The sequence below is a fragment of the Micromonospora sp. WMMD882 genome, from assembly GCF_027497255.1.
In the GTDB taxonomy this organism is placed as follows: domain Bacteria; phylum Actinomycetota; class Actinomycetes; order Mycobacteriales; family Micromonosporaceae; genus Micromonospora.
Map to the genome: position 1 here is coordinate 4,244,487 of NZ_CP114903.1, position 23,588 is coordinate 4,268,074.

Genomic DNA, 23,588 nt, shown 5'->3' on the forward strand with positions numbered 1-23,588 from the left:
CGCACAGCGCGCCGAAGTCCGCCGGTTTCCACCATGCGTGGGGCGGCGAACGGGTAGAGCGGTTGACGGGGGTGGTGGTGACGTGGCCGAGGTGGTTCCGGGGTTCAGCGTCGAGTGGTACCAGGACGTCGTCGAGGTGGCCGACCGCAGCCCGGAGCCGGTGCGCTGGTTCGCCGCGCACTTCACCGAGGGCTCCGTCGTGCTGCTCGGCCTGCTGCTGCTCGCGGCGGCGTGGCGGCGGTTCGGCGGCCCGGCCCGGGACCGGGCGGCGACGCTGGTCGCGCCGGTCGCGGTGCTGCTCGCGTACGGGTCGAGCGAGTGGCTCAAGACGGTGGTGGACCAGGAGCGGCCCTGCCGGGGGCTGACCGGCCTGACCATCGTCGCCGGGCACTGCCCGCCGAGCGGTGACTGGTCCTTCCCGAGCAACCATGCCACGACCGCCGGCGCGTTGGCTGCCGCGACCGTCCTGCTGTGTCCTCGGCTGGGATGGCTCGCGGTGCCGTTGGCGCTGCTGGCCGCCGCCTCCCGCACCTTCGTGGGCGTGCACTATCCGCACGACGTGCTGGCCGGCGTGCTGCTGGGCGCGCTGGTCGTCACCGCGCTCCTGCTGACCCTGCCGGGGCCGGTCGGCCGGCGCCTGCCGCCTGGTCGGGCCCCGGACGGCGGGGCGCGCGGGTTCACCGGGGCGGGTCGCCGGTGAGCGAGGCCGGGGGCGACCCGCGAAGCGGGCGGGCCGCCGGTGAGCCACGCCAGGGCGAACACACACAGTAGTTTCACGATCGCGCATCGCCGCTGGCCGGGGCCAGCCGACCCGGTCGGCCCGCCCGGCCCTGACCTGCGCCGTCACGGCCGGCCACGGCCTCCCCGTCGGGCCCTCCCGAGCGGCGGATCCGTTGTCCCGTACGGCCTGAGGGGCGCGGGCGGGAGCACGGCGGGTCGTCGCCGGCCGGGACGGCGGAGCGGGCGTGTCCGGTCGCCCGAGCCGGGTCGGGACGGTCGGGTCGACCAGCCCCCACCAGTGACGCACAGTATTCGTACCAATTGCCTCTGTTGCATCGGCTGCGGTCAGCCTATGCTCGCCCATTGGGTGGGACCGACAGGCGGCCGACGGGTCGCCCGACAATCGGACAAAAGATCCGCAAAGAATGACGCAGTATCCGTAACCGCAAATTCTGATAGATGATCAAGAAATCCGGACGGGGGCATCCGGACGCGCTGCCGCATGCCCGGAAGCCGACCGGACGGGGCTTTCCCACAAGGAGGGGCGGCGTTGCGCGCACGGCGGTTCAGGCGCTCGATGGCCGGGTTCCTCGCGCTCGTGGTGATCGTTCTCGGCGCCGCCTGCGCCGCGGATCCCGAGCGGTCCGGCCGGGCCACCACGGAACGACCGACGGCCGATCCGCAGAGTCGGAAAGCCGACGAGGCGGCAGCCGAAAAGGCGGCCCTCGCGGCCTACGCCGGATATCTGGCCGTCTCCCGGGTGGCCAGCGAACGCAGTGATCCACACCATCCCGACCTGGCCAAATACCTGGCTGATCCACTTCTGACCAGGGTGCGGCTGACAATTCGCGAAGCGAAGGAGCACGGTGCCATGCGTACCGGAACGCTCGTTTCCGACCCGACCGTGACCTCGGTCAGCCTGGACACCGTCCCGGTGACCGTGGACATCCAGGACTGTCTCGACGCGACGAAGTACCGGCTGGTCTACGCGAAGACCCGCAAGGTGGTCCCCGGCTCCGGCGCGGGACGCCACCTGGCGACGGCCACCGCGACCCGCTACCCCGACGGCCGCTGGCTGATCAACGCCAGCGTGGCCCACCAGGACCAGCCATGCTGACCTGGGCAGACGGCGGCGCTCCGACCCGGTCCGGGCGGGTCGGGGCGCCGCACCGGCCGATCATCGCCCACGACCGGTCCCAGGCCGACGCCGGTCGTCGGGTCGGGGCGCGGCGCCGGCTGGTCACCGCCCTGTTCGCGGCGGCCACGGCGACGCTGCTGGCGCTGGCCGCCACGCCCGCGCCCGCCCTGGCCGGGCCGGGCGTCGACTGCCCGGTCGGCCAGACCGACTGCAGCATCTGGGACGACGTCCCCGGCCGTCCGGGCAACGACGGCGGCGGCAGCGACGGGGGCGGCGACAGCGGCGGCGGCAAGGCCGGCAAGTGCCAGTGGAACGGCCGGGAGATCCCCTGCTACGACGACGTCCTCGGCTGGTTCAACAACAGTGACGGCTGCTACTACAAGCTCGCCAGCCCGCAACCCCCGGAGACGCCGGACGGACAGCAGGCGTACGTCGCCACCTGCAACGGCGGCGACCTGAGCGACCAGCGGCAGGTGTTCCGGGACGCCCCGCCGCCCGGTTTCGGCGCGCCGCCGGACCCGGAGGAGATCGCGCTGCGCCTGCTCGCCTCGATCGACCTGCGCCATCCGCGCATCTCGGTGGCCCCCCGCAAGAGCCAGGGCCCCGGGCTGGTCGGGCTGCCGGTGTGGATGTGGGCGAACTCCGGCGTCAACTACTTCGGCCCGCTGTCCGCCAGCGACACCGAGGGCGGGGTCACCGTGCGTATCGATGCGGCGGTCACCCACGTCGTCTGGAACATGGGCAACGGCGTGAAGGTCACCTGCGCCGAGCCGGGCACCCCGTACTCACCGACCGGGCCGCACGCCGGCGGGCCCTCCCCCGACTGCGGCTACCCCACCGGTTACCCGAAGGCCGGCACGTACGTGGTCAGCGCCGTCACCCACTGGAACGTGCACTGGGTGGGCGGTGGCCAGAGCGGCGACATCCCGGTCACCCGGGGCAGCGGAAACGCCGAAATCCAGATCAACGAGCTTCAGGTGGTGACCGAGTGAGTCTGGCGACGCGGAACGGGCCCGGCCCGGGGCCGGTGGACGCCCCGGTGGCCCCGCCCAAGGTGGTCCGCCAGCGACGGATGCGCCCCGGCCTGCTCGGGCTGGCGGTGCTGCTGATCGCGCTGGGCGGCCTGGGCGCGGCCTTCGCGGTCACCTCGGTCCGGGCCACCGGGACGTACCTGGCGATCGCCCGGCCGGTCGCGGTCGGCGCCGAACTCAGCCGGGACGACCTGATGTCGGTCCAGGTGGCCGGCGGCCAGGGGTTGAAGCCGATCGACGTCGACCGGATCGACGAGATGCTCGGCAAGCGGGCGGCGGTCACCCTCACCCCAGGCACGCTGCTCACCGAGGCCCAGCTCACCGACGAGCCGATGCTCGGCTCGGGGCAGCAGCAGTTGGCGCTCGGCGTCAAGCCGTACGGGGTGCCGTCCCGCAAGCTGCGCCCCGGCGACAAGGTGCAGCTCATGAGCATGCCGGCGAAGACCACCGACGGCCGTACGACGAGCTCGTCGACCCGGTTCAACGCCACCGTCGTCGACAGCGACACCTCGGACACCAGCATCGTCACCGTCTACCTGGTGCTGGCCACCCGGGACGTGCCGGCGGTCGTCGCGCTCGCCGCCGAGCAGCGGGTCGCCATCGTGCTGACCGGGTCGGTCTGAGCATGGCGATCATCGCGCTGGCCTCCGCCAAGGGCTCGCCGGGGGTGACCACCACGGCGTTGGCCTGCACGCTGAGCTGGCACCGCCGGCTGGTGCTGGCCGAGTGCGACCCGGCCGGCGGCTCGGTGCTCGCCGGCTACCTCGGCGGGACGCTGGACGGCCCCCGGGGCATCGGGGAGCTGGCCGTCGGGGAGCTGCGCGACGGCAGCCTGGAGGCGATGTTCTGGTCGCAACTGGTCGACCTGGACGCCCCGAAGCGGGAGCGGCTGCTGCTGCCCGGCGTGGTCGACCCGGCCCAGGCGGGCAGCGTCACCCCGCTCTGGCAGCGGTTCGCGGACTTCTTCACCAGCCTGGAGCAGGGCACGCCGCCGTACGACGTGCTCGTCGACTGTGGCCGGCTGGCCGTGACCGGCGCGCCGTGGCCGGTGCTGCGGGCGGCGGCGGTGGTGCTGGTGGTCACCCGGGCCACCCTGCCCGACATCTCCGCCACCCGGTCGTTGCTGCGCTCGATGGAACGGGACTTCACCGAGCACCGGGTGCCGGCCGGCTCGGTACGGCTGCTGGTGGTCGGGGACGGCCACGGCACCGGCGAGATCAGCAAGGCCCTCGGGGCGCCGGTGATCGCCCGGCTGCCGCACGACCCGCGTACCGCCGGGGTGTTGAGCCTGGGCGGGACGATCCGCGCCGGCCGGCAGCTCATGCGGGCGGCCGGCGCGCTGGAGGTGCCGGTCGGCGCGCTGCTGGACCGTCGGCGGGCCCGGCTGAGCTGGCCCGCCGGTCAGGGGGTGCCGCATGCGGTTTGAGCCGGTGTCACAGGATCCGCGCACCCAGCCGCCGGCGGTCACCTCGACGACGCCGCCGCTGGCCGCGCCGAACGGCCACCGGCACGCGCCCGCCCCGAACGGCCACCGCCCGCCGGCCGCCCCGGACGGCCAGCCGCGCCCGGCCGGCGCCGACGGGCGTCCGAACGCGCCCGCCCCGAACGGGCAGCCGCGCCCGACGGGACCCCACGGCCACCCGCACGGCCACAGCCACCCGCACGGCCACAGCCACCCGCACGGCCAGGGGCGCCCGCAGGGCCACCCCGCCGCGCCGCACAACGGCCAGGGTTACCCGGCCGCGCCGAACGGTCACGGGCAGCCGGGCCCGAACGGCGGGCATCCCGGCGCGAACGGGACGGCGCTGGCCCCGGCCGCCGCGCCGCCGCGCCCCCGGGTCGACTTCACCCTCGTCCGTGAGCTGCGCCGGGAGCTGAGTGAACGGCTCACGCTGTGGCAGCGCGGCCGGGAGTTCACCGTCGCCGAGGAGGACGTGGAGCGGGCCCGGATCGCGGTCGCGGTGGTCGCCGAGTACGCCGACGCGGTGCGCCGGGCCGGCACCCCGCTCACCGCCGACGAGGAACGGCAACTGCTCAACCAGGTGACCGCTGAGCTGGTCGGGCTGGGGCGGCTCCAGACGCTGCTTGTCGACCAGAGCATCGAGGAGGTGCACATCCTCGGCTGCGACCAGGTGCGGGTGACCCGGCACGGCGGCGGCGTCGACTGGGTCGACCCGATCGCCGACAGCGACGAGGAGCTGGTGGAGATCCTCCAGGCCGCCGCCCGCCGGGCCGGGGCGACCGAGCGTTCGCTGTCCACCTCGAAGCCCACCCTGGACCTGCAACTGCCCGACGGCAGCCGGTTGGCCGCCGTCTACCTGGTCAGCCGCCGCCCGTACGCGGTGATCCGTAAGCACAACACGCTGGACGTCAGCCTCGACGACATCGCCGGTTTCCGGGGCGACCTGGACGAGATGATCGACGTGCTGCTGCGGGACTTCCTCCGCGCCGCCATGCGCGCCGGGCTGAACATCATGGTCGCCGGGCTGGCCGGGGCGGGCAAGACGACGGTGGTCCGGGCGCTGATGGACGAGATCCCGCCGGACGAGCCGTTCGTGCTGCTGGAGGAGAGCCGCGAGCTGCTGCCGGCCCGCCGGGACATCAAGCACCGGGCGGTGATGAGCTTCGAGGCCCGGGAGGGGCACGGTGAGCGCGGGCTCGACGGTCGACCGGCCGGCGAGGTCAGCATCGCCGACCTGATCCCGGTGTCGCTGCGGATGGGCGTGCTGCGCATCGTCGTCGGCGAGGTCCGCTCCCGGGAGATCGTGCCGATGCTCCAGGCGATGACCACCAGCCGGGGCTCGATGTGCACGATCCACGCCCGTACCCCGGCCGGGGTCACCGAACGGATCATCGAGCTGGCCCTGTCGCACGGCCGGGAGATGACCGTCGACCAGGCCCGCCGGATGGCCGGCAACGCGCTCGACCTGATCGTCTACGTGACCGTCGAGGACGAGACCGCGATCGGGGGCCGCAAGCACCGGTTCGTCTCCCACGTGGAGGAGGTCATCGGGGCCGGCGAGGGCGCCCGGATCACCACCACCGAGGTCTTCGGTCCCGGACCGGACGGCCGGGCCGTACCGAAGCACCTCCCCGAGCGGGTACGCGAACAGCTCCTCCGGGTCGGCTACGACGCCCGGTTGCTCAGCCGGTACATCGAGGCCGGCACGGGCGCGTGGCGGCGGGCCCGGCACACCCGGCTGGTGCGGCGGTGAGCCCGGCGTCGCCGTCGACGGCGGACACGTACCGACCGGGGGTGGTCCGGTGATCGCGAACATCGAGCTGATCGCCATGGTCTCCGGGGCGGCCTGCGTGGCCGGGCTGGTGCTGGCGGTGGTCGCGCTGGTCGGCACCACCCGGCCGGCGCCCGCGCCCGGTCGCGCCGGCGGGAACGGGCTGCGCCGGCTCTGGCTCGGCTCCGGCCCGAGCCGCCGGGAGCAGCGACGCCACCAGGCCCTGCTGGTGGGCGCGGCGCTGGCCGGCGCGCTGGCCTTCCTGCTCACCGGGCTGCCGGTGGTCGGGCTGCTGGTCGCCGTGGCGGTGCCCGGCACGCCGTGGCTGTTCTCGGTGGGCCGGGCCGAGCAGCGGGCGATCGCCCGGATCGAGGCGGTCGGCGAGTGGACCCGTCGACTCAAGGACATCTCCGCCACCGGCCAGGGCCTCCAGCAGGCCATCATCGGCACGGTCGCCACCGTGCCGCCGGAGATCGACGAGGAGGTACGCCTGCTCGCCGCCCGGCTCCAGGCCGGTTGGCTGGCCCGGCCCGCCCTGCTGGCGTTCGCCGACGACATCGGTGACCCGGTCGCCGACCAGGTGGTGGCGGCGCTGATCCTGCACCTGACCGACCGGGGCGAACGCCTCGGCGACGTGCTCGGCTCGATCGCGAGCGCGGCGACGGCCGAGGTGGCCACCCGCCGGGAGATCGAGGCCAAACGCACCCAGCCCCGGTTCGCGGTCCGCTTCCTCACCGGGATGACCCTGGCCACCATCGCGTACGGGCTGGTCAACCGGGAGTACATCCGCCCGTACGGCACGCCGACCGGGCAGTTGGTGATGGTCGTGCTCGGGGCCGCGTTCGTCGCGCTGCTGGTATGGGTGCGGTCGATGAGCCAGCCGCCGACGCCGACCCGGTTCCTGCCCGCCCCGGACCCGGAGGACGTACTGGCATGATCCTCAACTGGCAGCTCACCCTCGCCGTCAGCGGCGGCGCGGTGGTCGGGCTCGGGGTCTTCCTGATGGTCCGGGAGCTGCTGCCGGCTTCCCCGGCGCTGGGTCCGGCGCTGCGCCGGCTGCACCAGCCGCCGACCGTCGTCCGGCCGTCCGCGTCCGCCGCCCGCAGCCCGGAGTGGCTGACCGGCGCGGCCCGCTGGCTGCGTCCGCCACACCGGCAGCTCGCGCTGATCGGCCAGACCCCCGAGCAGTACGCCCTCTCGGTGCTGCTGTCCGCCCTGATCGGTGTCGCCACGCCCACCCTGGCCGGCGCCTTCCTGGCGATGATGGGCGTCGGTCTGCCGTTCGTGGTGCCGGTGCTGGGCAGTCTCGGGGCGGGGTTCCTGTTCGCCCTGGTCGCGCACCAAGCGGTGGTGCAGAAGGCCGACCGGGCCCGGGAGGAGTTCCGGCTGGCCGTCTGCGCCTACCTGGACCTGGTCGCGCTGCAACTGTCCGCCGCGCACGGGCCGGTGCAGTCGCTGGAACGCGCCGCCGAGGTCTGCGACGGCTGGGTCTTCGAGCGGATCCGCGAGGCGCTGCGGATCGCCCAGATGCAGATGCACTCCCCCTGGGAGGAGCTGCGTGACCTCGCCGACAAGATCGGCATCCCGGAGCTGGGCGACGTCGGCGCGATCATGCGCTCCTCCGGCAGCGAGGGCGCGCAGGTGCACGACACCCTGCGCAGCCGCGCCGACGCCCTGCGCGACCAGATCCGTACCGACGACCTGGCCAAGGCCGAGGCGGTCACCAGCAAGTTGGACATTCCGGGCTCGCTGCTGGTGTTCGTTCTGCTCGGCTTCGTCGTCTATCCCTTCCTGGCCCGCCTCTAGACCCCCGAAACCCCTCCCCGAACGAAGGAGCACCCCGATGACAATCGTCAACCGCCTGCACATCGCCGTGACAAACCGGCTGGCCGAGCTGCGCCAGGCCGGTGACCGGGGCGACAGTCCCGTACCGACCGCCGTGATCATCGCCGGCCTGGTGGTCGCGGCGACGGCCGTCACCGGCCTCGTCCTCTCCAGGGCCAACCTGTGGATGGACTCCATCGCCACCCCGTAGGGACAAGGTGGTGATTCGAATGCGCGTAGCCGGTCGCCGGGCGGTCGAGGCCGTCCGGCGACGGCTCGTGCCCGGCGCGGCCGACCGGGGGGCCAACCCGGTCGAGCTGGCCGTGGTGATGCCGGCGATCCTGCTGCTGCTGTTCGGCTCGATCCAGGTCGCCGCCTGGTTCCTGGCCCGGTCCACCGCCCTGCACGCCGCGCAGAGCGGGGTGAACGCGCAACGCGTCCACGACGCCCCGGGCGGAGCGGGCGTGGCACGGGCGCAGGCGTTCCTGACCGCCGCCGGGGACTGGCTGGCCGACCCGCAGACGAGCTGCGTCGACGGGGACGACCAGGTCACCTGCACGGTGACCGGCAAACCGCTCTCCGTGGTACCCGGATTGAGCCTGACCGTGTCGCAGACCGCGCACGGCACGGTGGAACGCTGGACGGAGGCCGGCGGATGAGCCGGCGGTGGATCACCACGGCCGCCCGCCGACGCGTCGCCCGGCCCGGGGCGACGGCGGCCCGCCGTGGTGGCGGCGACCACCGGGGTTCGGTGGCGGCCCGCCGTGGTGGCGGCGACCGGGGCTCGGTGGCGGTGGAGACGGCCGTGCTCGCGCCCGCGTTCATCGCGTTGATGGTGCTGGCCGGGGTGGCCGGCCGCACGGCGGTCGGCGCGGAGGCGGTCGAGGCCGCCGCGCACGACGCCGCCCGCGCCGCGTCGATCTCCCGGGACGCGGACAGCGCCCGCGCCGCCGCCGCCTCCGCCGCCGCCCAGCAGCTCGACTGGCAAAAGCTGAGCTGCACCGGCACCCCCACGCTGGCCTTCTCCGGCTCGGTGGGCGGGTCGCCGACCAGCTTCGAGCTGGCGTACCAGGCGGCGCCGGGGCAGCCAGCCGCCGTCACGGTGCAGATCACCTGCCTGGTCTCGTTCGCCGACATCCACCTGTCGACCCTGCCCGGCATGCCGGGCGGGCGGCAGGTGACGGCGAGCTTCACGTCCCCGCTGGACAGCTACCGGAGCCGGGGATGAACGGCCGTCGACGCGCCGGCCGGGACGCGGGACGGGTGAGTCTCTTCCTCGCGGTGTCCATGGTCGGCGTACTCATGATCATCGCGTTGGCCTTCGACGGGGCCGGTCAGCTCCGCACCGCGCACCGGGCCGACAACCTGGCCGCCGAGGCGGCCCGCACCGGCGGTCAGGCCATCGACCGGGCGCAGGCCATCAACGGCGGCCCCAAGGAGATCGACGAGGCCGCCGCCAGCGTCGCCGTCGCCAGCTACCTCTCCGCCGCCGGCGTCACCACCCACTCGGTGAGCTTCCCCGTCGTCGACGGCGAGAAGCGCATCACCGTCCAGCTCACCCTCACCTACGACAGGTACCTGCTCGGCTTGTTCGACATAACCGACTCCGTGACCGTCTCCGGCGAGGCGACCGCACGCGCCGTCACCGGACCGTAGGAAGGAAGGCCGCGATGGCCGCAGCTCGTTCCGCCGTACGGCGGACCGGCCAGGTGCTCACCGGCTTCAGCGCGCTCGTCGTGCTCTGCGCGGTGCTGGTGGGCGCCCCGATCGCCCTCCTCGCGCTGGCCGGGAACCCGCTGCCCGCCGAGGTGCCCACCCTGGAGTCCGTCAGTTCGGCGCTGACCAGCCGGGACGACGGGCAGCTCTTCCTCCGGGCGTTGGCGGTGCTGGGCTGGTTCGGCTGGGCGACCTTCGCCTTCTCGGTGCTGGTGGAGCTGGTCGCGCTGGTGCTGCGCCGGCCCACCCCGAAGCTGCCCGGGATGCGCAGTCAGCAGCGGGCGGCGGCGGCGCTGGTCGGCTCGGTCGCCCTGATCATCGCGGCCAGCCCGGCGGCGACCGCGGCCACCGCCACGTACGGGCCCGCGTACGCGTCCGCGCCGGCCGCCTCGACGACGCTGGCCATGGGCGCGCCCGGCACCGCCCAGCCGCCGCCGACCACCGCCGTCGCGCGGGGCGTGGCCCCGCCGGTCGCCGGCACCGCCGACCGTCCGTTGACCGCCGAACCCCAGGTGTACCGGGTGGCGAAGGGCGACTACCTCGGCGAGGTCGCCGAACGGTACCTGGAGGACTTCCAGAGCTACCGGGTGCTGGTGAAGCTGAACAGGCTCGGCGACCCGGACCGGATCCACCCCGGCCAGTTGCTGAAGCTGCCCGAGCAGGCCAGCGACAGCGGCGTCCGGGCGCACGCGACGGGTCGGGTGGTGGACCGGCCCAGCCCACGGCCCGCCCAGCCCGTCCCGGACGAGGTGGCCCCCGACGAGGAACGGGTCGTCCCGGAACGCGGCACGCCCGGTCGGGCGACGGTGCCGCCGACCACCCAGTGGCCGCAGGAGGAGGAACCCCCGATGACGGTGGGGGCGGCCCGCTCGGGCCCGGAGGACCGGGTCAACCGTCCGCTGGCGGTCTCGGCGGTGCTGGCGGTGGCGAGCATCGTCGGCGCGCAGATCGGCGCGGTGTTGGGCCTGCGTCGCCGCCCGGCGACGCCCGGCGGCGGTCGCGGCCTCAACAGCGGCCGGCACCGCCGCGGCTGACCCCCGCCCGACCCGGCTGACCCCGCCCGGGCCCGGCGACAGACACCGGCCCGCCGTCGCCGGGCCCGGTGGATCGTCGCCCGGCCCGGCCGGCGCCGGCGGTCGCGCCGCCGGCTGGGCAGGTACCGGGCGGCTCAGGGCAGGCGGGTCTGCAACACGCCGTCGACGACCCGGGTGGTGAGCATCTGCTGGTCGTTGGCGGCCGGCCCGTGCACCACCTTTCCCCCGTCGTTGAGCCGGAAGGCGCTGCCGTGCCACGGGCACACCACGCACGGGTGCCCGTCGATCTGGCGGACCTCGCCCTGGCCGAGCGGCCCGCTCTGGTGCGGGCAGCGTTCCAGCATGACGGTGACGTCGTCGCCGTGCCGGTAGAGGATCACCGACACGTCGTCGACGTCCCGGGTGACCAGTTGCCGGTCCGGCAGGTCGGCCAGGTCGGCGACCGGATGCCAGCCGTCGCCGATCAGGTGCGCCTCGGAGACGCTCTGGTTGACCTGCGCCCCCTGCTTGTACGCGAGGTGCCCGCCCAGGTACGCGCCGCCTCCCGCCGCGCCGAGCCCCAGGTACGCCAGCGTCCGCCCGAGGCCGTGCCGGCCGGTCAGCCGGGCCGCCAGCGAACCGGCGTAGCAGGCCAGCCCGACGGTGTTCGCCGCGGCGTGCGCCAGCCCCACCCGACGCTGGTCCCGGTTCAACGCCGCCCAGTCGTTCAGCCCGGCGACGGCCGCCGGGACGGCGCTGACCGTGCCGACCGCCACCAAAGCGGTGGCGGCCCGACGCTGACCGGGCAGCAGGTCGACGACGGCGGCGCTGATCCACGCTCCGACCGGCACCTGCACCATCGCCGGGTGCAGCGGATGCCCGAGCCATACTCCGTGCAGCAGGTCACGGACCCGCTGCGGGCGGAGGGTGGCCAGGACCGCCCGTTGCAGGCGGTCGCCCACCCGGTCCAGCGCGGACGCCTGCTCGATCCTCGTGGTGATTGCTCGCACCTGTTCCGACTTCCCGCTCCGCCGGCCGGCAAACCGGGCGACGGTGCCGAGCTGGCCGCCGGGCCCCACCCGGGACGCCCGTCACGTCACCGACCAGGGGGGCCGGATGGTGGAAATCCGCTCGCCGCGCCTCGTCCGGGCGGGAAATCGTGACCGGCAGGTACGCGCACGTCCTCCGGCCGGAGCCGGCCGCCCCCACCGCCGCCGCCCGGCTCGTCGCGGCGGTGGGCCGGCCGGACGCGGTGCCACCGCCGTTGCTGATGCTGCTCGGGATGCTCTCCACCCAGCTCGGCGCGGCCGTGGCGAAACATCTCTTCGGCAGCACCAGCCCGGGTGGCACGACCACGCTGCGGCTCGGTCTGGCCGCGTTGATCCTGCTCGCGGTGACCCGTCCCGGGCTGCGGTCGGGCTGGCGCGCCGGCGGCCTGGTGGTCGGGTTCGGGCTGATGCTGGCGCTGATGAACCTCAGCTTCTACGCGGCCCTGCACCGGGTGCCGCTGGGCGTGGCGGTGACGGGCGGTCAGCCGGCGGGCGCCGGGCGCCCGGGGGTTGGCGCTGGGTATGGCGGTGGGCGGGCTGGCCGTACTGCCGTTCGGCGTGGCCGGCAGCGGCGCCGAGCTGCTCGACCCGTGGATCCTGCTGCTGGGGGTGGGCGTGGCGCTGCTGTCGTCGGTGTTGCCGTACTAGGCGGAGATGGTCGCGCTGCGCCGCATGCCGGCCCGGGTCTTCGCGGTGCTGCTGAGCCTGGAGCCGGCGATCGGCGCGCTCGTCGGTCTGGCGCTGCTCGGCGAGGTGCTGGGCTGGTCGCAGTTCCTCGGGGTGGCCGCCGTGGTGGCCGCCGCGCTGGGGGCCACCCTGGTCCGTCCCGCCCGTCCCGCCCGCGCCGACCGACCCGACCCGACCCGGGCTGACGGACCCGACCGCCCCGACCGGCGGGGCCTGCCCGACCGGCCCGGCGGGGCCGTGGGCCGGGCCGCTGGCGGGGTCGCGGGCCGGGGCGGCATCCTGGTCCGATGGGCGTACGTGTCGAACGCGACGGACCGGTGACCACGGTGATCCTGGACCGCCCGGAGGTACGCAACGCGGTCGACGGACCGACCGCGCGGGCGCTGGCCGACGCGTTCCGCGCCTTCGACGCCGACCCGACCGCCGCCGTGGCGGTGCTCTGGGGGGCCGGTGGCAGCTTCTGCTCGGGGGCCGACCTCACGGCGATCGGCACGCCGCGCGGCAACCGGGTCGAGCCGGACGGGGACGGACCGATGGGGCCCACCCGGATGACGCTCGGCAAGCCGGTGGTCGCCGCCGTCTCCGGGTACGCCGTGGCCGGCGGCCTGGAGTTGGCGCTCTGGTGCGACCTGCGGGTCGCCGAGTCCGACGCGGTGTTCGGGGTCTTCTGTCGACGGTGGGGCGTGCCGCTGGTCGACGGCGGGACGGTCCGGCTGCCCCGGCTGGTCGGGGAGAGCCGGGCGATGGACCTGATCCTCACCGGCCGTCCGGTGCCGGCCGACGAGGCGTACGCGATGGGGTTGGTGAACCGGCTGGTCGAGCCGGGCACGGCCCGCGCGGAGGCCGAGCGGCTGGCCGCCGCGATCGCCGGCAGCCCGCAGCGGTGCCTGCGCAACGATCGGGCGGCCGTGCTGGCCGGCGCGGGCCGTCCGGAGCCGGACGCGCTGGCCGTCGAGCTGGCCTACGGTCTGGACTCGCTGACCGAGGCCGGCGCGGGCGTCGCCCGGTTCACCGCCGGCGCCGGCCGGCACGGCACGCCGGCCGGCGACGGTTGATCAGCCGACGTCGGCGAGGGCGGTCTGGATGGCCCGGTGGAAGGTCGGGTACGCGTAGATCATGTGCCTGAGCTGGCTGACCGGGACGGCCGCGTGCACCGCCACCGCCAGCCCGGACAGCACCTCGCCGCCGGCCGGGCCGGCGGTGGTCGCCCCGACCAGCACGCCCCGGTCGGCGTCCACGACGAGCTTGACGAAGCCGCCGTCGCCGACCTGGTGGATCCAGCCCCGGGTGGACGACGACAGCGGCGCGTACCCGATCCGGACGTCGACGCCCCGGTCCCGGGCCTGCCGTTCGGTGAGGCCGACCGCGCCCACCTCGGGGTCGGTGAAGGTGACCCGGGGCAGCGCCCGGTAGTCGGCGCGCGGCACGTCCACGCCGGCCGCGCCGGCCGCCCCGCCGGCGGCCCGGGCGGTGCCGCTGGCGTCCGGGGCGGTGTCGGCCCGGCCGACCCGGTCGAGCAGGTCCCGCACGACGATGTCCGCCTGGTACATCGCGACGTGCGTGAACGCGCCCTCGCCGGTGACGTCGCCGACCGCCCAGAGCCGGTCGACGACCCGCAGCCGGTCGTCCACCGGCAGGTACCGCTGACCGGGGTCGACGCCCACCGTGTCCAGGCCCAGCTCGTCCAGGTGCGCCCGCCGTCCGGTGGCGACCAGCAGCCGCTCGCCGGTGAGCGTCGTCCCGTCGGCGGCCCGGACGGTGAAGCCGGTGGCGTCGTGGTCCACCCGTTCGACCGCCACCCCGGTCCGGATGTCGACGCCGTCGGCGCGCAGCGCGGCGGCGGCCACCTCGGACGCCTCCGGCTCCTCGACCGCCAGCACCCGGTCGGACCGCTCGATCACCGTGACCCGGACGCCGAACCGGGCGAAGACCTGCGTCAACTCCAGCCCGATCGCGCCGCCGCCGAGCACCAGCAGCGACGCGGGCAGCTCGGCCACCTCGATCGCCTCCCGGTTCGTCCAGTACGGCGTGTCGGCGAGCCCGTCGAGCGGCGGGACGGACGGGCGGGTGCCCACGCCGACGACGATCCCGTGCCGGGCCTGGAACACCTGGTCGCCGACGCGTACCCGGTCGGGCCCGTCGAGCCGCCCGGCGCCCCGGACGAACCGGCCGCCCCGGTCGGTGAAGCGTTTCACGGCGACGCTGTCGTCCCAGTTGTCGGTGGCCTCCTCGCGGATCCGTCGGGCCACCGGCGTCCAGTCCGGTCGCACCTGGGCGGAGCCGGCCAGCCCGTCGACCCGGCGGGCCTCGGCGAGCGCGTTGGCCGCCCGGATCATCATCTTGCTGGGGATGCACCCCCAGTACGGGCACTCGCCACCGACCAGGCCGCTGTCGATGCCGACGACGTCGAGGCCGGCCCCGGCGAGTCGCCCGGCCACCTCCTCGCCGCCCACTCCGAGCCCGACCACGATCACGTCCACCTGCTGCGGCTGCGTCACCCCGCCAGCATTCCGCACCGCGCCGGGCCGGACCAACCCGACCACTAGCAGGCTTCCCTTATATAAGTCAGCTCTGATAGGTTCCCGGTCGTGAAGGACATCTTCGACGAACTGGCCGCCACCCACCGCGAGCTGGGCCGGGGCGACCTGCCGGCCGGCGAGGCGTACACGGTCGTGCTCCGCCGCAGCTACCCCGCCGAGATCGAGGACGTCTGGGACGCCCTCACCCGCCCGGAGCGGCTGTCCCGCTGGTTCCTGCCGGTCACCGGCGACCTACGACCCGGCGGCCGGTACCAGTTGACCGGAAACGCCGGCGGCGAGATCCTCGACTGCGAGCCGCCCCGACGGCTGCGGGTGTCCTGGTTGTTCGGCCCGGACGCGAAGGACGGCGCCAGCGAGGTCGAGGTGCGCCTCACCCAGGACCCGGCCGGCGACACCGGCTTCGAGCTGGTGCACTCGGCGGTCGTCGACGAGACCTTCTTTCCCACGTACGGCCCGGGGGCCACCGGCGTCGGCTGGGACCTGGCCCTGCTCGGCCTGGCCATGCACCTGGCCGGTCAGGAGATCGGCGACCCGGCCGCCTTCGAGTCGTCCCCCGAGGCCCGCGAGCTCAGCCGACGCAGCGCCACCGCCTGGGGTGAGGCCCACCTCGCCGCCGGCGGCGACCCCGACCAGGTCGCGGCGGCGGTCAAGGCCACCACCGCGTTCTACGTGCCCGACCCGTCCTGACGCGCCGGCCGCCCGACTCCCCGGCCCGAAGCGGGCCCTGACGCCGAGCCGCGCGCCCGGCCTGACACCGACCCGCGTGCCCAGCCCCAGGTGCCCGACCCGGATCGCCGGCCCCGTCCGGGCAGCGGGAAATGCCGGCGCGCGGAGCGCCCCCGACCGCCTACCGTGACAGCGTGCGCCCCCAGTTCACGGCGGTCCGCGACTGTTTCCACGAGCTGCTCGACTCCGGGCAGGAGACCGGCGCGGCCCTCGCGGTCTGGCACGACGGGGCGCCCGTGGTCGATCTGGTCGGCGGCACGACGGGGGCGACCAGATCGGCCTGGCGGCCGGACACCCTGGTCGACGTGTACTCGGTCGGCAAGCCGGTGGCCGCGCTCTGCCTGCTGCTGCTCGTCGACCGGGGCCGCCTCGACCTGGACGACCCCGTCGACCGGCACTGGCCGGGCTTCCGCACGCCGGCCACCGTCCGGCAGGTGCTCACCCACACCGCCGGGCTGCCGGCCTTCCCGGTGACCCGGCCGGCCGCCGCGCTCGCCGACTGGGCGCTGCTCTGCGCCGACCTCGCCGCCGCCGAGCCGGAATGGCCGCCCGGGTCCGTCGCCGGCGAACACGCGCTGACGTACGGGCACCTGGTCGGCGAGCTGGTCCGGCGGGTGGACGGCCGCCCGATCGGCCGGTTCCTCGCCGACGAGATCGCCGGCCCGTGGCGGCTCGACCTCGGTTTCGCGCTCGCCCCGGCCGACCAGCGCCGGTGCGCCGACCTGTCGTACCGGACGCCGGACTGGCCGGTGACCACGCTCGGCGTACCCGGGTCGTTGCGGGCCCGGGCGCTCGGCAACCCGGACGGCTGCCTGGACCTGGCGGTGGTGAACAGCCCGCTGTGGCGCGGCGCGGCGGCGCCGGCGGTGAACCTGCACGCCACCGCCACCGGGCTGGCCCGCCTCTACGCCGGCCTGCTCGCCGGCGGCGTCCTGGACGGCGTCCGCCTGTTCACCTCCGGCCTGGTCGCCGAGGCGATCCGCACCCAGTACGACGGCCCGGACCTGCTCCTCGACCAGCCGACCCGGTGGAGCCTGGGCATGCAGGTGGAGGACGACGGGAGCTGGGGCATGGGCGGGGTCGGCGGCAGTTGCGCCTGGGCCGACCCGGTACGCGGCTACACGTTCGCCTACACCACCGCCCGGCTGGCCGACTTCGACCGCGTCGAAGCCCTGACCGACGCCCTGCACTCCTGCCTCTGAGCCGACTGGTGATCCCCGCTGCGGGGCAGGAGTATCTTCGCGCCGCCCGAGGGTGATCGACTCCCTTCCCGGAAACAGGGGCGTCACCGGCGAACGATGCCCCTACTTCCGGGAAATGGCAGCTCAGCCCGGCCCAGCCGCCCGGCCGGTCGCCGGTCAGGGGGTCGGCGTCGGGCCGTAGAGCAGGTCGAGGTGGGCGTCCAGCGCGTCCAACGCCTGCTCGGCGGAGTACTGCCCGCCGAGCAGGTAGACGCCCAACCCTTCCATCAGCGCCAGCAGGCCGGCCGCCCCGGCTGCCGCGTTCCGGGGCGGGAGCAGGCCGGCGACGAACTCGGTGAGTTGCCTGGTGTCCTCGCGCAGGCCGGGCGCGACCCCCGGCCGTACGGCGGTGTAGGCGAGGAACGCCAGCGCCACCCGTCCGTCGTCGCGGGTCCGCGCGTCGAGCGGCAACAGCGCGGCGATCATCGTACGCAGCAGCAGCCGGGGGGACGGGTTCCCGCCCAGTCCCGCCACCGCCTCGGTCACCCGGATCTGGCTGCGCTCCCGGACCACGGCCAGGGCGAACGCCATCATCTCGTCCTTGGTACGGAAGTAGTGCTGGACCATCCCGGCGGACACCCCGGCCTCGGCGGCCACGTGCCGGAGGCTGACCGCCTCCAGGCCCTGCTGAGCGGCGACCCGTGTCAACGCGTCCGCGATGAGGGAGCGTCGCTGGAGATGATCGACCTTCTTGGGCATGGCCTCGATCGTCGCACGGTCAGTGGGCGGTGACCGTGCCGGCGGCGCCGTCCACGGTGACGAGCTGACCGGTGACGATGGTCCGTGTCGCGTCGGGCACGCAGATGACGGCGGGGATGCCGTACTCCCGGGCGACGGTGGGGCCGTGTGCCATGATCGCGCCGGTTTCGGTGACCAGCGCCGCGGCGGTGAGGAACAGCGGCGTCCAGCCGGGGTCGGTGGTCGCGGCGACCAGGATCTCCCCGGGCTCGACGTGGGCGGCGGCCGGGTCGTGCACCACCCGGGCCGGGCCGGTCACCCGGCCCGCCGACGCGCCGACGCCGGTCAGCGCGCCGTCGGGGGCGCGCTCCGCCGGCAGTACGGTCTCGACGTCGGTGCCGTCGGAGAGCAACGCCACCGGCACGGACCGACGGCGCGACTCCCTGCGGTGGGTCGCCCGGCGGGAGGCGACGGTGGCCCGGTGGTCGACGCGTTCGTGCACCGCGTCGCGCGCCTCGTCGAGGGTCAGGAACATGACGTCGTCCGGTTGCTCCAGCAGCCCGGCGTCGTGCAGGTCGGCGCCGACGAGCAGCAGTTGCCGACGGGTCTCCCGCAGCGGGTACAGCCCGGCGAACTTGCCGGCCTCGCGCAGGCCGGCCAACGACCGGGCCCGGCGCAGCAGGAACCCGGCCGCCGTGCCGCGCACCGGCCGCCGGCGGCGGGCCCGCCTGACCAGCTCCGCCAGGGTGGCCTCGGCCGTCGTGGCGGCCTGTTGGAAACGCTGGTCGGGCCCCTGCTCGGGATCGGTGATCCGCAGGTAGTTGGCGAGCGCCGCGAAGACCGGGGCGGGGTCCTCCGCCCAGCGCGGCACCCCGAGGTCCACCTCGGCGACGCCGCGGTGACCGTAGGCGTCCAGGAACCCGGCCATCCCCACGTCGGGCAGCGTCCCGCCCAGGTACCGCGCGGCCAGCTCGTCCGGCGGGGTGTCGAGCAGCAGCCGACGGTGTTCGCCCGCGCCCTGGGCGATCCGCCACAGCGCGAGGTTCATCTCGATGGTGACGTTGTGCGGCATCCCGCCCAGCACGGTGTGGATCTCGTCCTGGCTGGCGATGCCCTTGAGCAGCGACGCCGGCAGCACGGAGGCGAGCATCCCGGCGACGATCGGCCACATGATCGCGTCGGCCCGGTCCTCGGACTGCCGCTGGAGGAACCGGAGCCGGTCGGCGGCGGTCCGTAGGTCGGCGGGGGCCGCCGACCGTACCCTGATCTCCTCGACCGCCTGGCGCAGACGGATCCGCGCCGCGTCGGGACGCGCCAACGCGCGGAGGATCCCCACCACCGCGCGGCCGGCGGTCCGCAGGGACGCCTCCGGCCGGCCGCTCCCGCCGTTGCCGCTGGTCGGCGCGAATCGTGGGTCCGCCAGGACGTGCTCCATCACCCGTTGAGCCCGTGGGCCGAAATCGACGGCCATGAGCTTGACGAGTCGTTTGCGTGACGATCTGCTACGGGCCAGGTCGGTCAGGTCACCGTAGAGGCGACCGCCGATGTCCACGATCTCGACCCGGACGCCGAGCGCGGCGAGCATCGCCGCGATCTGGGACCGCAGGGTCGACATGCCCATCGGGGTGACCGGTTGCCGCATCCCCTGGACGTGGCCGAACTCCAGGTAGATCCGGGGGCCGGGCTTCCCGGTCGCCGGCGGGAGCGGGTACAGGCTGGTGATCGGCCGTGACTGCAACAACCACAGCACGCCGTCACCGTCGAACGCCCACTCCACGTCCTGCGGGCGCCCGAAGTGGTCCTGCAACCGCTCACCCGTCGTCCGCAGCTCCGCGAGCTGGGCGGATGTCAGGCAGCCCGGGTCGGCCCGAACCTCGCGGCCGGTAGCGGCCCGGTGGGGCTGTCGGGGCGTCCCGTCGAGGACGTAGTGGTCCACGGTGGCCGCCCCGTCGACCACCGTGGTGCCGAGGCCCGGCGTGGCGTCGACGGTCATCTCGTCGCGCCGGCCGGTCAGCGGGTTCGCGGTGAAGAGCACCCCGGCCACCGAGGGAGCGACCATGCGCTGCACGACGACAGCCATCCGCGCCGCCCGGTGGTCGATCCGGTGGGCGTCGCGGTAGGCGGTGGCCCGGACGCTGTGCAGCGATTCCCAGCACTTCCGGATCGCGGCGATCAGCTCGTCGACGCCTGTGACGTTCAGGAAGGTGTCCTGCTGGCCGGCGAAGCTCGCCTCCGGCAGGTCCTCGGTGGTCGCGCTGGAGCGCACCGCCACCGGCCCCGCGCCGAGCTCCTGGTACGCGGTGACGATCTCCGCCTGCGGGACGACCCCGAGCCGGTGGGCCTCGGCGGTGACGCAGAACCCGTCGGGCACCCGCTCGCCGTGGCGGATCAGCTCGCCGAGCCCGGCCGCCTTGCCGCCGACCAGCTCGACCGACTGGGCGGCGGCCCCGGACAACGGGATCACGTGCACGAGAGCCTTCCCCTCTATGCAATACGCCTGCATTGAATAGCACGGTACCCGTTTCACGATACGACTGCAACGTTAAAAGCGCTCAGCGGACTGATCACCGATATGGCGGTGTCCCGTCGATCGGATACCCCCGTATCGGTGATCTGGGGTGGATCATGGGGCGCGATCAGGCCAGCCAGCGGCGGACGTAGGCGCCGTCCGGGTCGTAGCGGGCGGCCTGGCGGTCCGGGTTGAAGCGACGGTACGGCTTGGTGTCGCTGCCGGTGCCGGCCACCCACTGCCAGTTGCCGGCGTTGTTCGCCACGTCCCCGTCGAGCAGCCAGCGTCCGAACACCGCCAGCCCGGCCCGCCAGTCCAGCCCGAGCTGTTTGGTCAGGTAGGAGGCGGTGATCAGCCGGGCCCGGTTGTGCATCCAACCCTCGGCGCGCAACTGCCGCATGCCGGCGTCGACGATCGGCACGCCGGTGCGGCCCTCGGTCCAGGCGGCCAGCGCGTCCGGGTCGTCCCGCCACGCCTCGGTGGCCCCGCGCCGGTAGGCGAGTCGGCCCATCCCGGGGAACGCGGCGGTGGCCTGGTAGAAGAAGTCCCGCCAGCAGAGCTGCCGCACGAACGGGCCGGCGGTCGGGCCGGTCGGGTCACCGGCCCGGTTCGCCACGGCCAGCGGCGAGAGACAACCGAAGCGCAGGTACGGGCTGAGCCGGCTGGTGCCGTCGCCGGCCAGGTCGTCGTGCCGGTCGTCGTACCGGTCGAGGGTGGGCAGCCAACCGTCCATCCGGCGGCGGGCGACGCTCTCCCCGCCCGGGGCGGCGTCCGGTGACTCGCCTTTCGGCACGGCCGGCAGCCGGCCGACGCGTACCCCGTCGGGGAGGGTGATCCGGTCGGGGGCGGCGAGTTCGGCGCGGCGGGCGACGCCGAGCCAGGCCCGGTGGTACGGGGTGAACACCCGGTAGTGGTCGCCGCCGCCGGTGGGGCGTACCGCGCCCGGGTCGATCACGGTGAGGCCGGGGAAGAGCCGCAGGCGCAGCCGGCGCCTGTCGCACTCGTCGCGGAGGCGGCGCTCCCGGCGGCGGGCGTAGCGGCTGACGTCGGCGGAGAGGCCGACGCCTTCGGCGTGCGTCTCATCGGCCAGCCGGATCGTCTCGGCGACCGGGTCGCCGTGCCGGACCACCAGGTCACCGCCGCGTTCGCGGAGCGCCGCGCGCAGGTCGGCGAGGCTCTGGTGGAGGAACCGGTCGCGGTTCGGGGAGCGTCCGGCCAGCGCCGGGTCGAGCACGTAGAGCGGGACCACCCGGTCGAACGCCGCGCAGGCGGTGGCGAGCGCCGGCTGGTCGTGCACCCGCAGGTCGCGGGTGAACAGCACGATCGCGGTACGGCCGGTCACGTCGCCGGGGCGGGCGTCGGGCCGGGAACGTCCACCGGGGTGCCGGCCCGGGTGAGCAGCGCCCGGGTGGCGACCGCCAGCCGGCGGCGTTGCGGGACGACCGCCCGCCGGGCGAAGACGTCGTAGCCCTGGGCGGCCACCTCGTCGAGGATCCCGCCGTAGAGCGCGTACGCGGTCCGCATGCACGCCTGCGAGGCCGGCTGGAGCAGGACGATGCCGGGCGCGGCGGCCTCGTAGTGGGCCTGGGCGCGGCTGGTCTCGTACTCGATCAGCTCGCGGATCTTCGGGGTGGCCCGGCCCCGCGCCCGCGCCTCGACCAGGTCCTCCCGGGTGACGTCGAACTTGGCCAGGTCGTCGTCGGGCAGGTAGGTGCGGCCCCGGTCGAGGTCCTCGGCGACGTCCCGGATGAAGTTGGTGAGCTGGAAGGCGAAACCCAACTGGCGGGCCGGTTCCCGGGCGGCGGCCGGGTCGGGGCTGCCCAGGATGGGCAGCATCATGGTGCCGATGACGGCGGCCGAGCCCTCCATGTAGTCGAGCAGGTCGTCATAGGTGGGGTAGGCGGTGACGGTGAGGTCCATCGCCATGCTGCGCAGGAACGCGGCGAAGTCGGCGCGGTCCAGGTCGAACACGGCGATGGTGTGCAGCACGGCCGGCAGCAGCGGGTCGTCGACGGGCGCGCCGTGCAGGCCGGCGAGGAACCGGCCGGACCACTCGTCGAGCCGGGCGGCGCGCTCGGTGGGCGGCAGGTCCTCGGTGCGGTCGACGATCTCGTCGGCGTACCGGGTGAATCCATACAAAGCGTGAACATGCCGTCGTTTCCACGCGGGCAGCAGCCGGGTGGCGAGATAGTAGGTGCGGCCGTGCCGCTCGTGCAGCGCACGGCACCGGTCGTAGGCAGCGGCAAGGTCCGTGTCCACCGGCTCTCCCTCGAAATCGACGCACCAATCGACGCAACTCGTAACCCTAGGGTACGCTCGGCCGCATGGCCAACGACGCAGTTGCCGGCAATACGCTCCGCACCGCGCCGATCCGGCCGACCGGGGCGGACGATCCGGTGAACGCGGTGCTCACCGCCTACACGAGGGATTTCGTCCGGGCCGTCGAGGAGACGCTCGCCGGATTCCTCGACCGGGAGATCGACGCCCTGACGGAAATCGACGCGGGCATGGGGGAGTTCGCCGCCACCGCCCGGGGCCTCGTGCTCACCGGCGGCAAACGCGTCCGTCCGACCTTCGCGTACTGGGGGTGGCGCGGCGTCGCCGGAACGGCGGCCGACCCGGCGCCGGTGCTGCCCGCGTTCTCCGCCCTGGAGCTGCTGCACACCTTCGCCCTGGTGCACGACGACGTGATGGACGCCTCCGCCACCCGGCGCGGCCGACCGACCGCGCACCGGGCCGTGGCCGACCAGCACCGGGCCGCCGGGCGACGCGGTGACGCCGACCGGTTCGGCGAGGCGGTGGCCGTTCTCCTCGGCGACCTCTGCCTGGTCTGGGCCGACCGGCTGCTCTCGCACGCCGGTCTGCCGCCGGCCCGGCTGGTGGAGACCCGGCGCTGCTACGACCAGATGCGGGTGGAGACCATCGCCGGGCAGTACCTCGACATGCTCGGCGAGAGCGACGCGGCGAACTGGTCACTGGACCGGGCGCTGCGGGTGACCCGGTACAAGACCGCCAGCTACACGGTGCAGCACCCGCTGCTCTACGGGGCCTGCCTGGCCGGCGCCTCCTCCGACGCGCCGCTGGTCGCCGCGTACACCCGGTACGGGCTGGCGGTCGGTGAGGCGTTCCAGCTCTGCGACGACCTGCTCGGCGTCTACGGCGACCCCGCCGTCACCGGCAAACCGGCCGGGGACGACCTGCGCAGCGGCAAGCCGACGGTGCTGCTGATGCTGGCCCGGCAGCTCGCCACGCCGGCCCAGCGCGGGCGGCTCGACCGCACCGGCGACGACGTCGGCGCGGACGACGTGGCCGGGCTGGCCGAGCTGGTGGCCGCGACCGGCGCGGTCGAGCAGGTGCAGCGGATGATCGACGAGCGGGTGTCCGAGGCGCTGGCCGCGCTCGACGCCGCCCCGATCGACGAGCCGGCCCGCTCGGCGTTGGCCGGCCTCGCCGCCGTCACCACCCACCGGTGGGCATGATGAA

At 74.8% G+C, this 23,588-nt stretch carries 25 protein-coding genes; 19 read left to right on the top strand and 6 right to left on the bottom strand.

Features of this window, described 5'->3' with window-relative positions; translation table 11 throughout:
* Positions 1 to 82: 82 nt before the first annotated feature.
* From O7606_RS17825 to O7606_RS17885, 13 genes are all read left to right on the top strand, one after another.
* Entirely contained in the window at positions 83 to 700 is a 618-nt protein-coding gene (locus tag O7606_RS17825; RefSeq protein WP_281595160.1) for a phosphatase PAP2 family protein, read from the top strand.
* A 597-nt stretch (positions 701 to 1,297) separates the two neighbouring features.
* Entirely contained in the window at positions 1,298 to 1,837 is a 540-nt protein-coding gene (locus tag O7606_RS17830) for a hypothetical protein (RefSeq protein WP_281595161.1), read from the top strand.
* Positions 1,831 to 2,850 (top strand): hypothetical protein, encoded by a 1,020-nt coding sequence (locus tag O7606_RS17835; protein WP_281595162.1) that lies wholly within the window; start codon positions 1,831 to 1,833, stop codon positions 2,848 to 2,850. Before O7606_RS17830 ends, O7606_RS17835 begins: the two co-directional genes overlap by 7 nt.
* A gap of 80 nt (positions 2,851 to 2,930) precedes the next feature.
* The gene (locus O7606_RS17840) at positions 2,931 to 3,512 is read left to right on the top strand and encodes an SAF domain-containing protein (protein ID WP_281599741.1); all 582 of its coding nucleotides are present in this window, start codon (positions 2,931 to 2,933) and stop codon (positions 3,510 to 3,512) included.
* 2 nt (positions 3,513 to 3,514) lie between these two features.
* Positions 3,515 to 4,315, top strand: a complete 801-nt coding sequence (locus tag O7606_RS17845; protein ID WP_281595163.1) for a ParA family protein — start codon at positions 3,515 to 3,517, stop codon at positions 4,313 to 4,315.
* 4 nt (positions 4,316 to 4,319) lie between these two features.
* A complete protein-coding gene (locus tag O7606_RS17850) occupies positions 4,320 to 6,104 on the top strand; it encodes an ATPase, T2SS/T4P/T4SS family (protein WP_281595164.1) in 1,785 nt (594 codons plus the stop codon).
* A 76-nt stretch (positions 6,105 to 6,180) separates the two neighbouring features.
* Positions 6,181 to 7,059, top strand: a complete 879-nt coding sequence (locus tag O7606_RS17855) for a type II secretion system F family protein (RefSeq protein ID WP_281599742.1) — start codon at positions 6,181 to 6,183, stop codon at positions 7,057 to 7,059.
* A complete protein-coding gene (locus O7606_RS17860; RefSeq protein ID WP_281599743.1) occupies positions 7,059 to 7,928 on the top strand; it encodes a type II secretion system F family protein in 870 nt (289 codons plus the stop codon). The genes O7606_RS17855 and O7606_RS17860 overlap by 1 nt, the downstream gene beginning before the upstream one ends.
* Positions 7,929 to 7,965: 37 nt before the next feature.
* The gene (locus O7606_RS17865; RefSeq protein WP_281595165.1) at positions 7,966 to 8,157 is read left to right on the top strand and encodes a hypothetical protein; all 192 of its coding nucleotides are present in this window, start codon (positions 7,966 to 7,968) and stop codon (positions 8,155 to 8,157) included.
* 19 nt (positions 8,158 to 8,176) lie between these two features.
* Positions 8,177 to 8,605: a TadE family protein gene (locus O7606_RS17870; protein WP_281595167.1), complete on the top strand. Its 429-nt coding sequence runs from the start codon at positions 8,177 to 8,179 to the stop codon at positions 8,603 to 8,605.
* A complete protein-coding gene (locus O7606_RS17875) occupies positions 8,602 to 9,174 on the top strand; it encodes a TadE/TadG family type IV pilus assembly protein (RefSeq protein ID WP_281595168.1) in 573 nt (190 codons plus the stop codon). Before O7606_RS17870 ends, O7606_RS17875 begins: the two co-directional genes overlap by 4 nt.
* Positions 9,171 to 9,602 carry a pilus assembly protein TadG-related protein gene (locus O7606_RS17880; protein WP_281595169.1) on the top strand — a complete coding sequence of 144 codons (432 nt, stop codon included), beginning with the start codon at positions 9,171 to 9,173 and terminating at the stop codon, positions 9,600 to 9,602. Before O7606_RS17875 ends, O7606_RS17880 begins: the two co-directional genes overlap by 4 nt.
* Positions 9,603 to 9,616: 14 nt before the next feature.
* Entirely contained in the window at positions 9,617 to 10,696 is a 1,080-nt protein-coding gene (locus tag O7606_RS17885; protein WP_281595170.1) for a LysM peptidoglycan-binding domain-containing protein, read from the top strand.
* A gap of 134 nt (positions 10,697 to 10,830) precedes the next feature.
* On the opposite strand, the gene O7606_RS17890 is transcribed toward O7606_RS17885, so the two are convergent.
* Complete coding sequence (locus O7606_RS17890) at positions 10,831 to 11,685, bottom strand: Rieske (2Fe-2S) protein (RefSeq protein ID WP_281595171.1); 855 nt, start codon at positions 11,683 to 11,685, stop codon at positions 10,831 to 10,833.
* 561 nt (positions 11,686 to 12,246) lie between these two features.
* Between O7606_RS17890 and O7606_RS17895 the strand changes: the two genes are divergently transcribed.
* The 3 genes from O7606_RS17895 to O7606_RS17905 are packed head-to-tail and all read left to right on the top strand — an operon-like array spanning position 12,247 to position 13,466.
* A complete protein-coding gene (locus tag O7606_RS17895) occupies positions 12,247 to 12,372 on the top strand; it encodes a hypothetical protein (RefSeq protein ID WP_281595172.1) in 126 nt (41 codons plus the stop codon).
* A 6-nt stretch (positions 12,373 to 12,378) separates the two neighbouring features.
* Entirely contained in the window at positions 12,379 to 12,732 is a 354-nt protein-coding gene (locus O7606_RS17900; protein WP_281595173.1) for an EamA family transporter, read from the top strand.
* Positions 12,699 to 13,466 (top strand): crotonase/enoyl-CoA hydratase family protein, encoded by a 768-nt coding sequence (locus O7606_RS17905; RefSeq protein WP_281595174.1) that lies wholly within the window; start codon positions 12,699 to 12,701, stop codon positions 13,464 to 13,466. The genes O7606_RS17900 and O7606_RS17905 overlap by 34 nt, the downstream gene beginning before the upstream one ends.
* On the opposite strand, the gene O7606_RS17910 is transcribed toward O7606_RS17905, so the two are convergent.
* Entirely contained in the window at positions 13,467 to 14,909 is a 1,443-nt protein-coding gene (locus O7606_RS17910) for an NAD(P)/FAD-dependent oxidoreductase (protein ID WP_281595175.1), read from the bottom strand. It lies immediately after the preceding gene.
* 90 nt (positions 14,910 to 14,999) lie between these two features.
* On the opposite strand from O7606_RS17910, the gene O7606_RS17915 reads away from it, so the two are divergent.
* Both O7606_RS17915 and O7606_RS17920 read left to right on the top strand, forming a co-directional pair.
* Positions 15,000 to 15,638: an SRPBCC family protein gene (locus O7606_RS17915; protein WP_281595176.1), complete on the top strand. Its 639-nt coding sequence runs from the start codon at positions 15,000 to 15,002 to the stop codon at positions 15,636 to 15,638.
* 173 nt (positions 15,639 to 15,811) lie between these two features.
* Positions 15,812 to 16,879, top strand: coding sequence for a serine hydrolase domain-containing protein (locus tag O7606_RS17920; RefSeq protein WP_281595177.1), 1,068 nt, complete (start codon positions 15,812 to 15,814; stop codon positions 16,877 to 16,879).
* Positions 16,880 to 17,035: 156 nt separating this feature from the next.
* Here the strand turns inward: O7606_RS17920 and O7606_RS17925 are convergent, their stop codons facing one another.
* The 4 genes from O7606_RS17925 to O7606_RS17940 all read right to left on the bottom strand — a co-directional run bounded on the left by O7606_RS17925 (position 17,036) and on the right by O7606_RS17940 (position 22,364).
* The gene (locus tag O7606_RS17925; RefSeq protein ID WP_281595178.1) at positions 17,036 to 17,617 is read right to left on the bottom strand and encodes a TetR family transcriptional regulator C-terminal domain-containing protein; all 582 of its coding nucleotides are present in this window, start codon (positions 17,615 to 17,617) and stop codon (positions 17,036 to 17,038) included.
* A gap of 19 nt (positions 17,618 to 17,636) precedes the next feature.
* Positions 17,637 to 20,066, bottom strand: coding sequence for a PEP/pyruvate-binding domain-containing protein (locus O7606_RS17930; protein ID WP_281595179.1), 2,430 nt, complete (start codon positions 20,064 to 20,066; stop codon positions 17,637 to 17,639).
* Positions 20,067 to 20,232: 166 nt separating this feature from the next.
* Positions 20,233 to 21,447, bottom strand: coding sequence for a deoxyribodipyrimidine photo-lyase (locus O7606_RS17935; protein ID WP_281595180.1), 1,215 nt, complete (start codon positions 21,445 to 21,447; stop codon positions 20,233 to 20,235).
* Entirely contained in the window at positions 21,444 to 22,364 is a 921-nt protein-coding gene (locus O7606_RS17940; RefSeq protein WP_281595181.1) for a phytoene/squalene synthase family protein, read from the bottom strand. The genes O7606_RS17935 and O7606_RS17940 overlap by 4 nt, the downstream gene beginning before the upstream one ends.
* A gap of 65 nt (positions 22,365 to 22,429) precedes the next feature.
* On the opposite strand from O7606_RS17940, the gene O7606_RS17945 reads away from it, so the two are divergent.
* On the top strand, positions 22,430 to 23,584 hold the full coding sequence (locus O7606_RS17945) for a polyprenyl synthetase family protein (protein ID WP_281595182.1): 1,155 nt from the start codon (positions 22,430 to 22,432) through the stop codon (positions 23,582 to 23,584).
* Positions 23,585 to 23,588: the final 4 nt, after the last annotated feature.

Bases quoted from the DNA above. Each gene is read 5' to 3' on its own strand.
- O7606_RS17895 (WP_281595172.1), top strand. From the start codon at position 12,247: ATGGCGGTGGGCGGGCTGGCCGTACTGCCGTTCGGCGTGGCCGGCAGC.
- O7606_RS17875 (WP_281595168.1), top strand. From the start codon at position 8,602: ATGAGCCGGCGGTGGATCACCACGGCCGCCCGCCGACGCGTCGCCCGG.
- O7606_RS17925 (WP_281595178.1), bottom strand. From the start codon at position 17,617: ATGCCCAAGAAGGTCGATCATCTCCAGCGACGCTCCCTCATCGCGGAC.
- O7606_RS17870 (WP_281595167.1), top strand. From the start codon at position 8,177: ATGCGCGTAGCCGGTCGCCGGGCGGTCGAGGCCGTCCGGCGACGGCTC.
- O7606_RS17835 (WP_281595162.1), top strand. From the start codon at position 1,831: ATGCTGACCTGGGCAGACGGCGGCGCTCCGACCCGGTCCGGGCGGGTC.
- O7606_RS17840 (WP_281599741.1), top strand. From the start codon at position 2,931: ATGCGCCCCGGCCTGCTCGGGCTGGCGGTGCTGCTGATCGCGCTGGGC.
- O7606_RS17830 (WP_281595161.1), top strand. From the start codon at position 1,298: ATGGCCGGGTTCCTCGCGCTCGTGGTGATCGTTCTCGGCGCCGCCTGC.
- O7606_RS17865 (WP_281595165.1), top strand. From the start codon at position 7,966: ATGACAATCGTCAACCGCCTGCACATCGCCGTGACAAACCGGCTGGCC.
- O7606_RS17945 (WP_281595182.1), top strand. From the start codon at position 22,430: ATGGCCAACGACGCAGTTGCCGGCAATACGCTCCGCACCGCGCCGATC.
- O7606_RS17885 (WP_281595170.1), top strand. From the start codon at position 9,617: ATGGCCGCAGCTCGTTCCGCCGTACGGCGGACCGGCCAGGTGCTCACC.
- O7606_RS17905 (WP_281595174.1), top strand. From the start codon at position 12,699: ATGGGCGTACGTGTCGAACGCGACGGACCGGTGACCACGGTGATCCTG.
- O7606_RS17900 (WP_281595173.1), top strand. From the start codon at position 12,379: ATGGTCGCGCTGCGCCGCATGCCGGCCCGGGTCTTCGCGGTGCTGCTG.
- O7606_RS17880 (WP_281595169.1), top strand. From the start codon at position 9,171: ATGAACGGCCGTCGACGCGCCGGCCGGGACGCGGGACGGGTGAGTCTC.
- O7606_RS17845 (WP_281595163.1), top strand. From the start codon at position 3,515: ATGGCGATCATCGCGCTGGCCTCCGCCAAGGGCTCGCCGGGGGTGACC.
- O7606_RS17855 (WP_281599742.1), top strand. From the start codon at position 6,181: ATGGTCTCCGGGGCGGCCTGCGTGGCCGGGCTGGTGCTGGCGGTGGTC.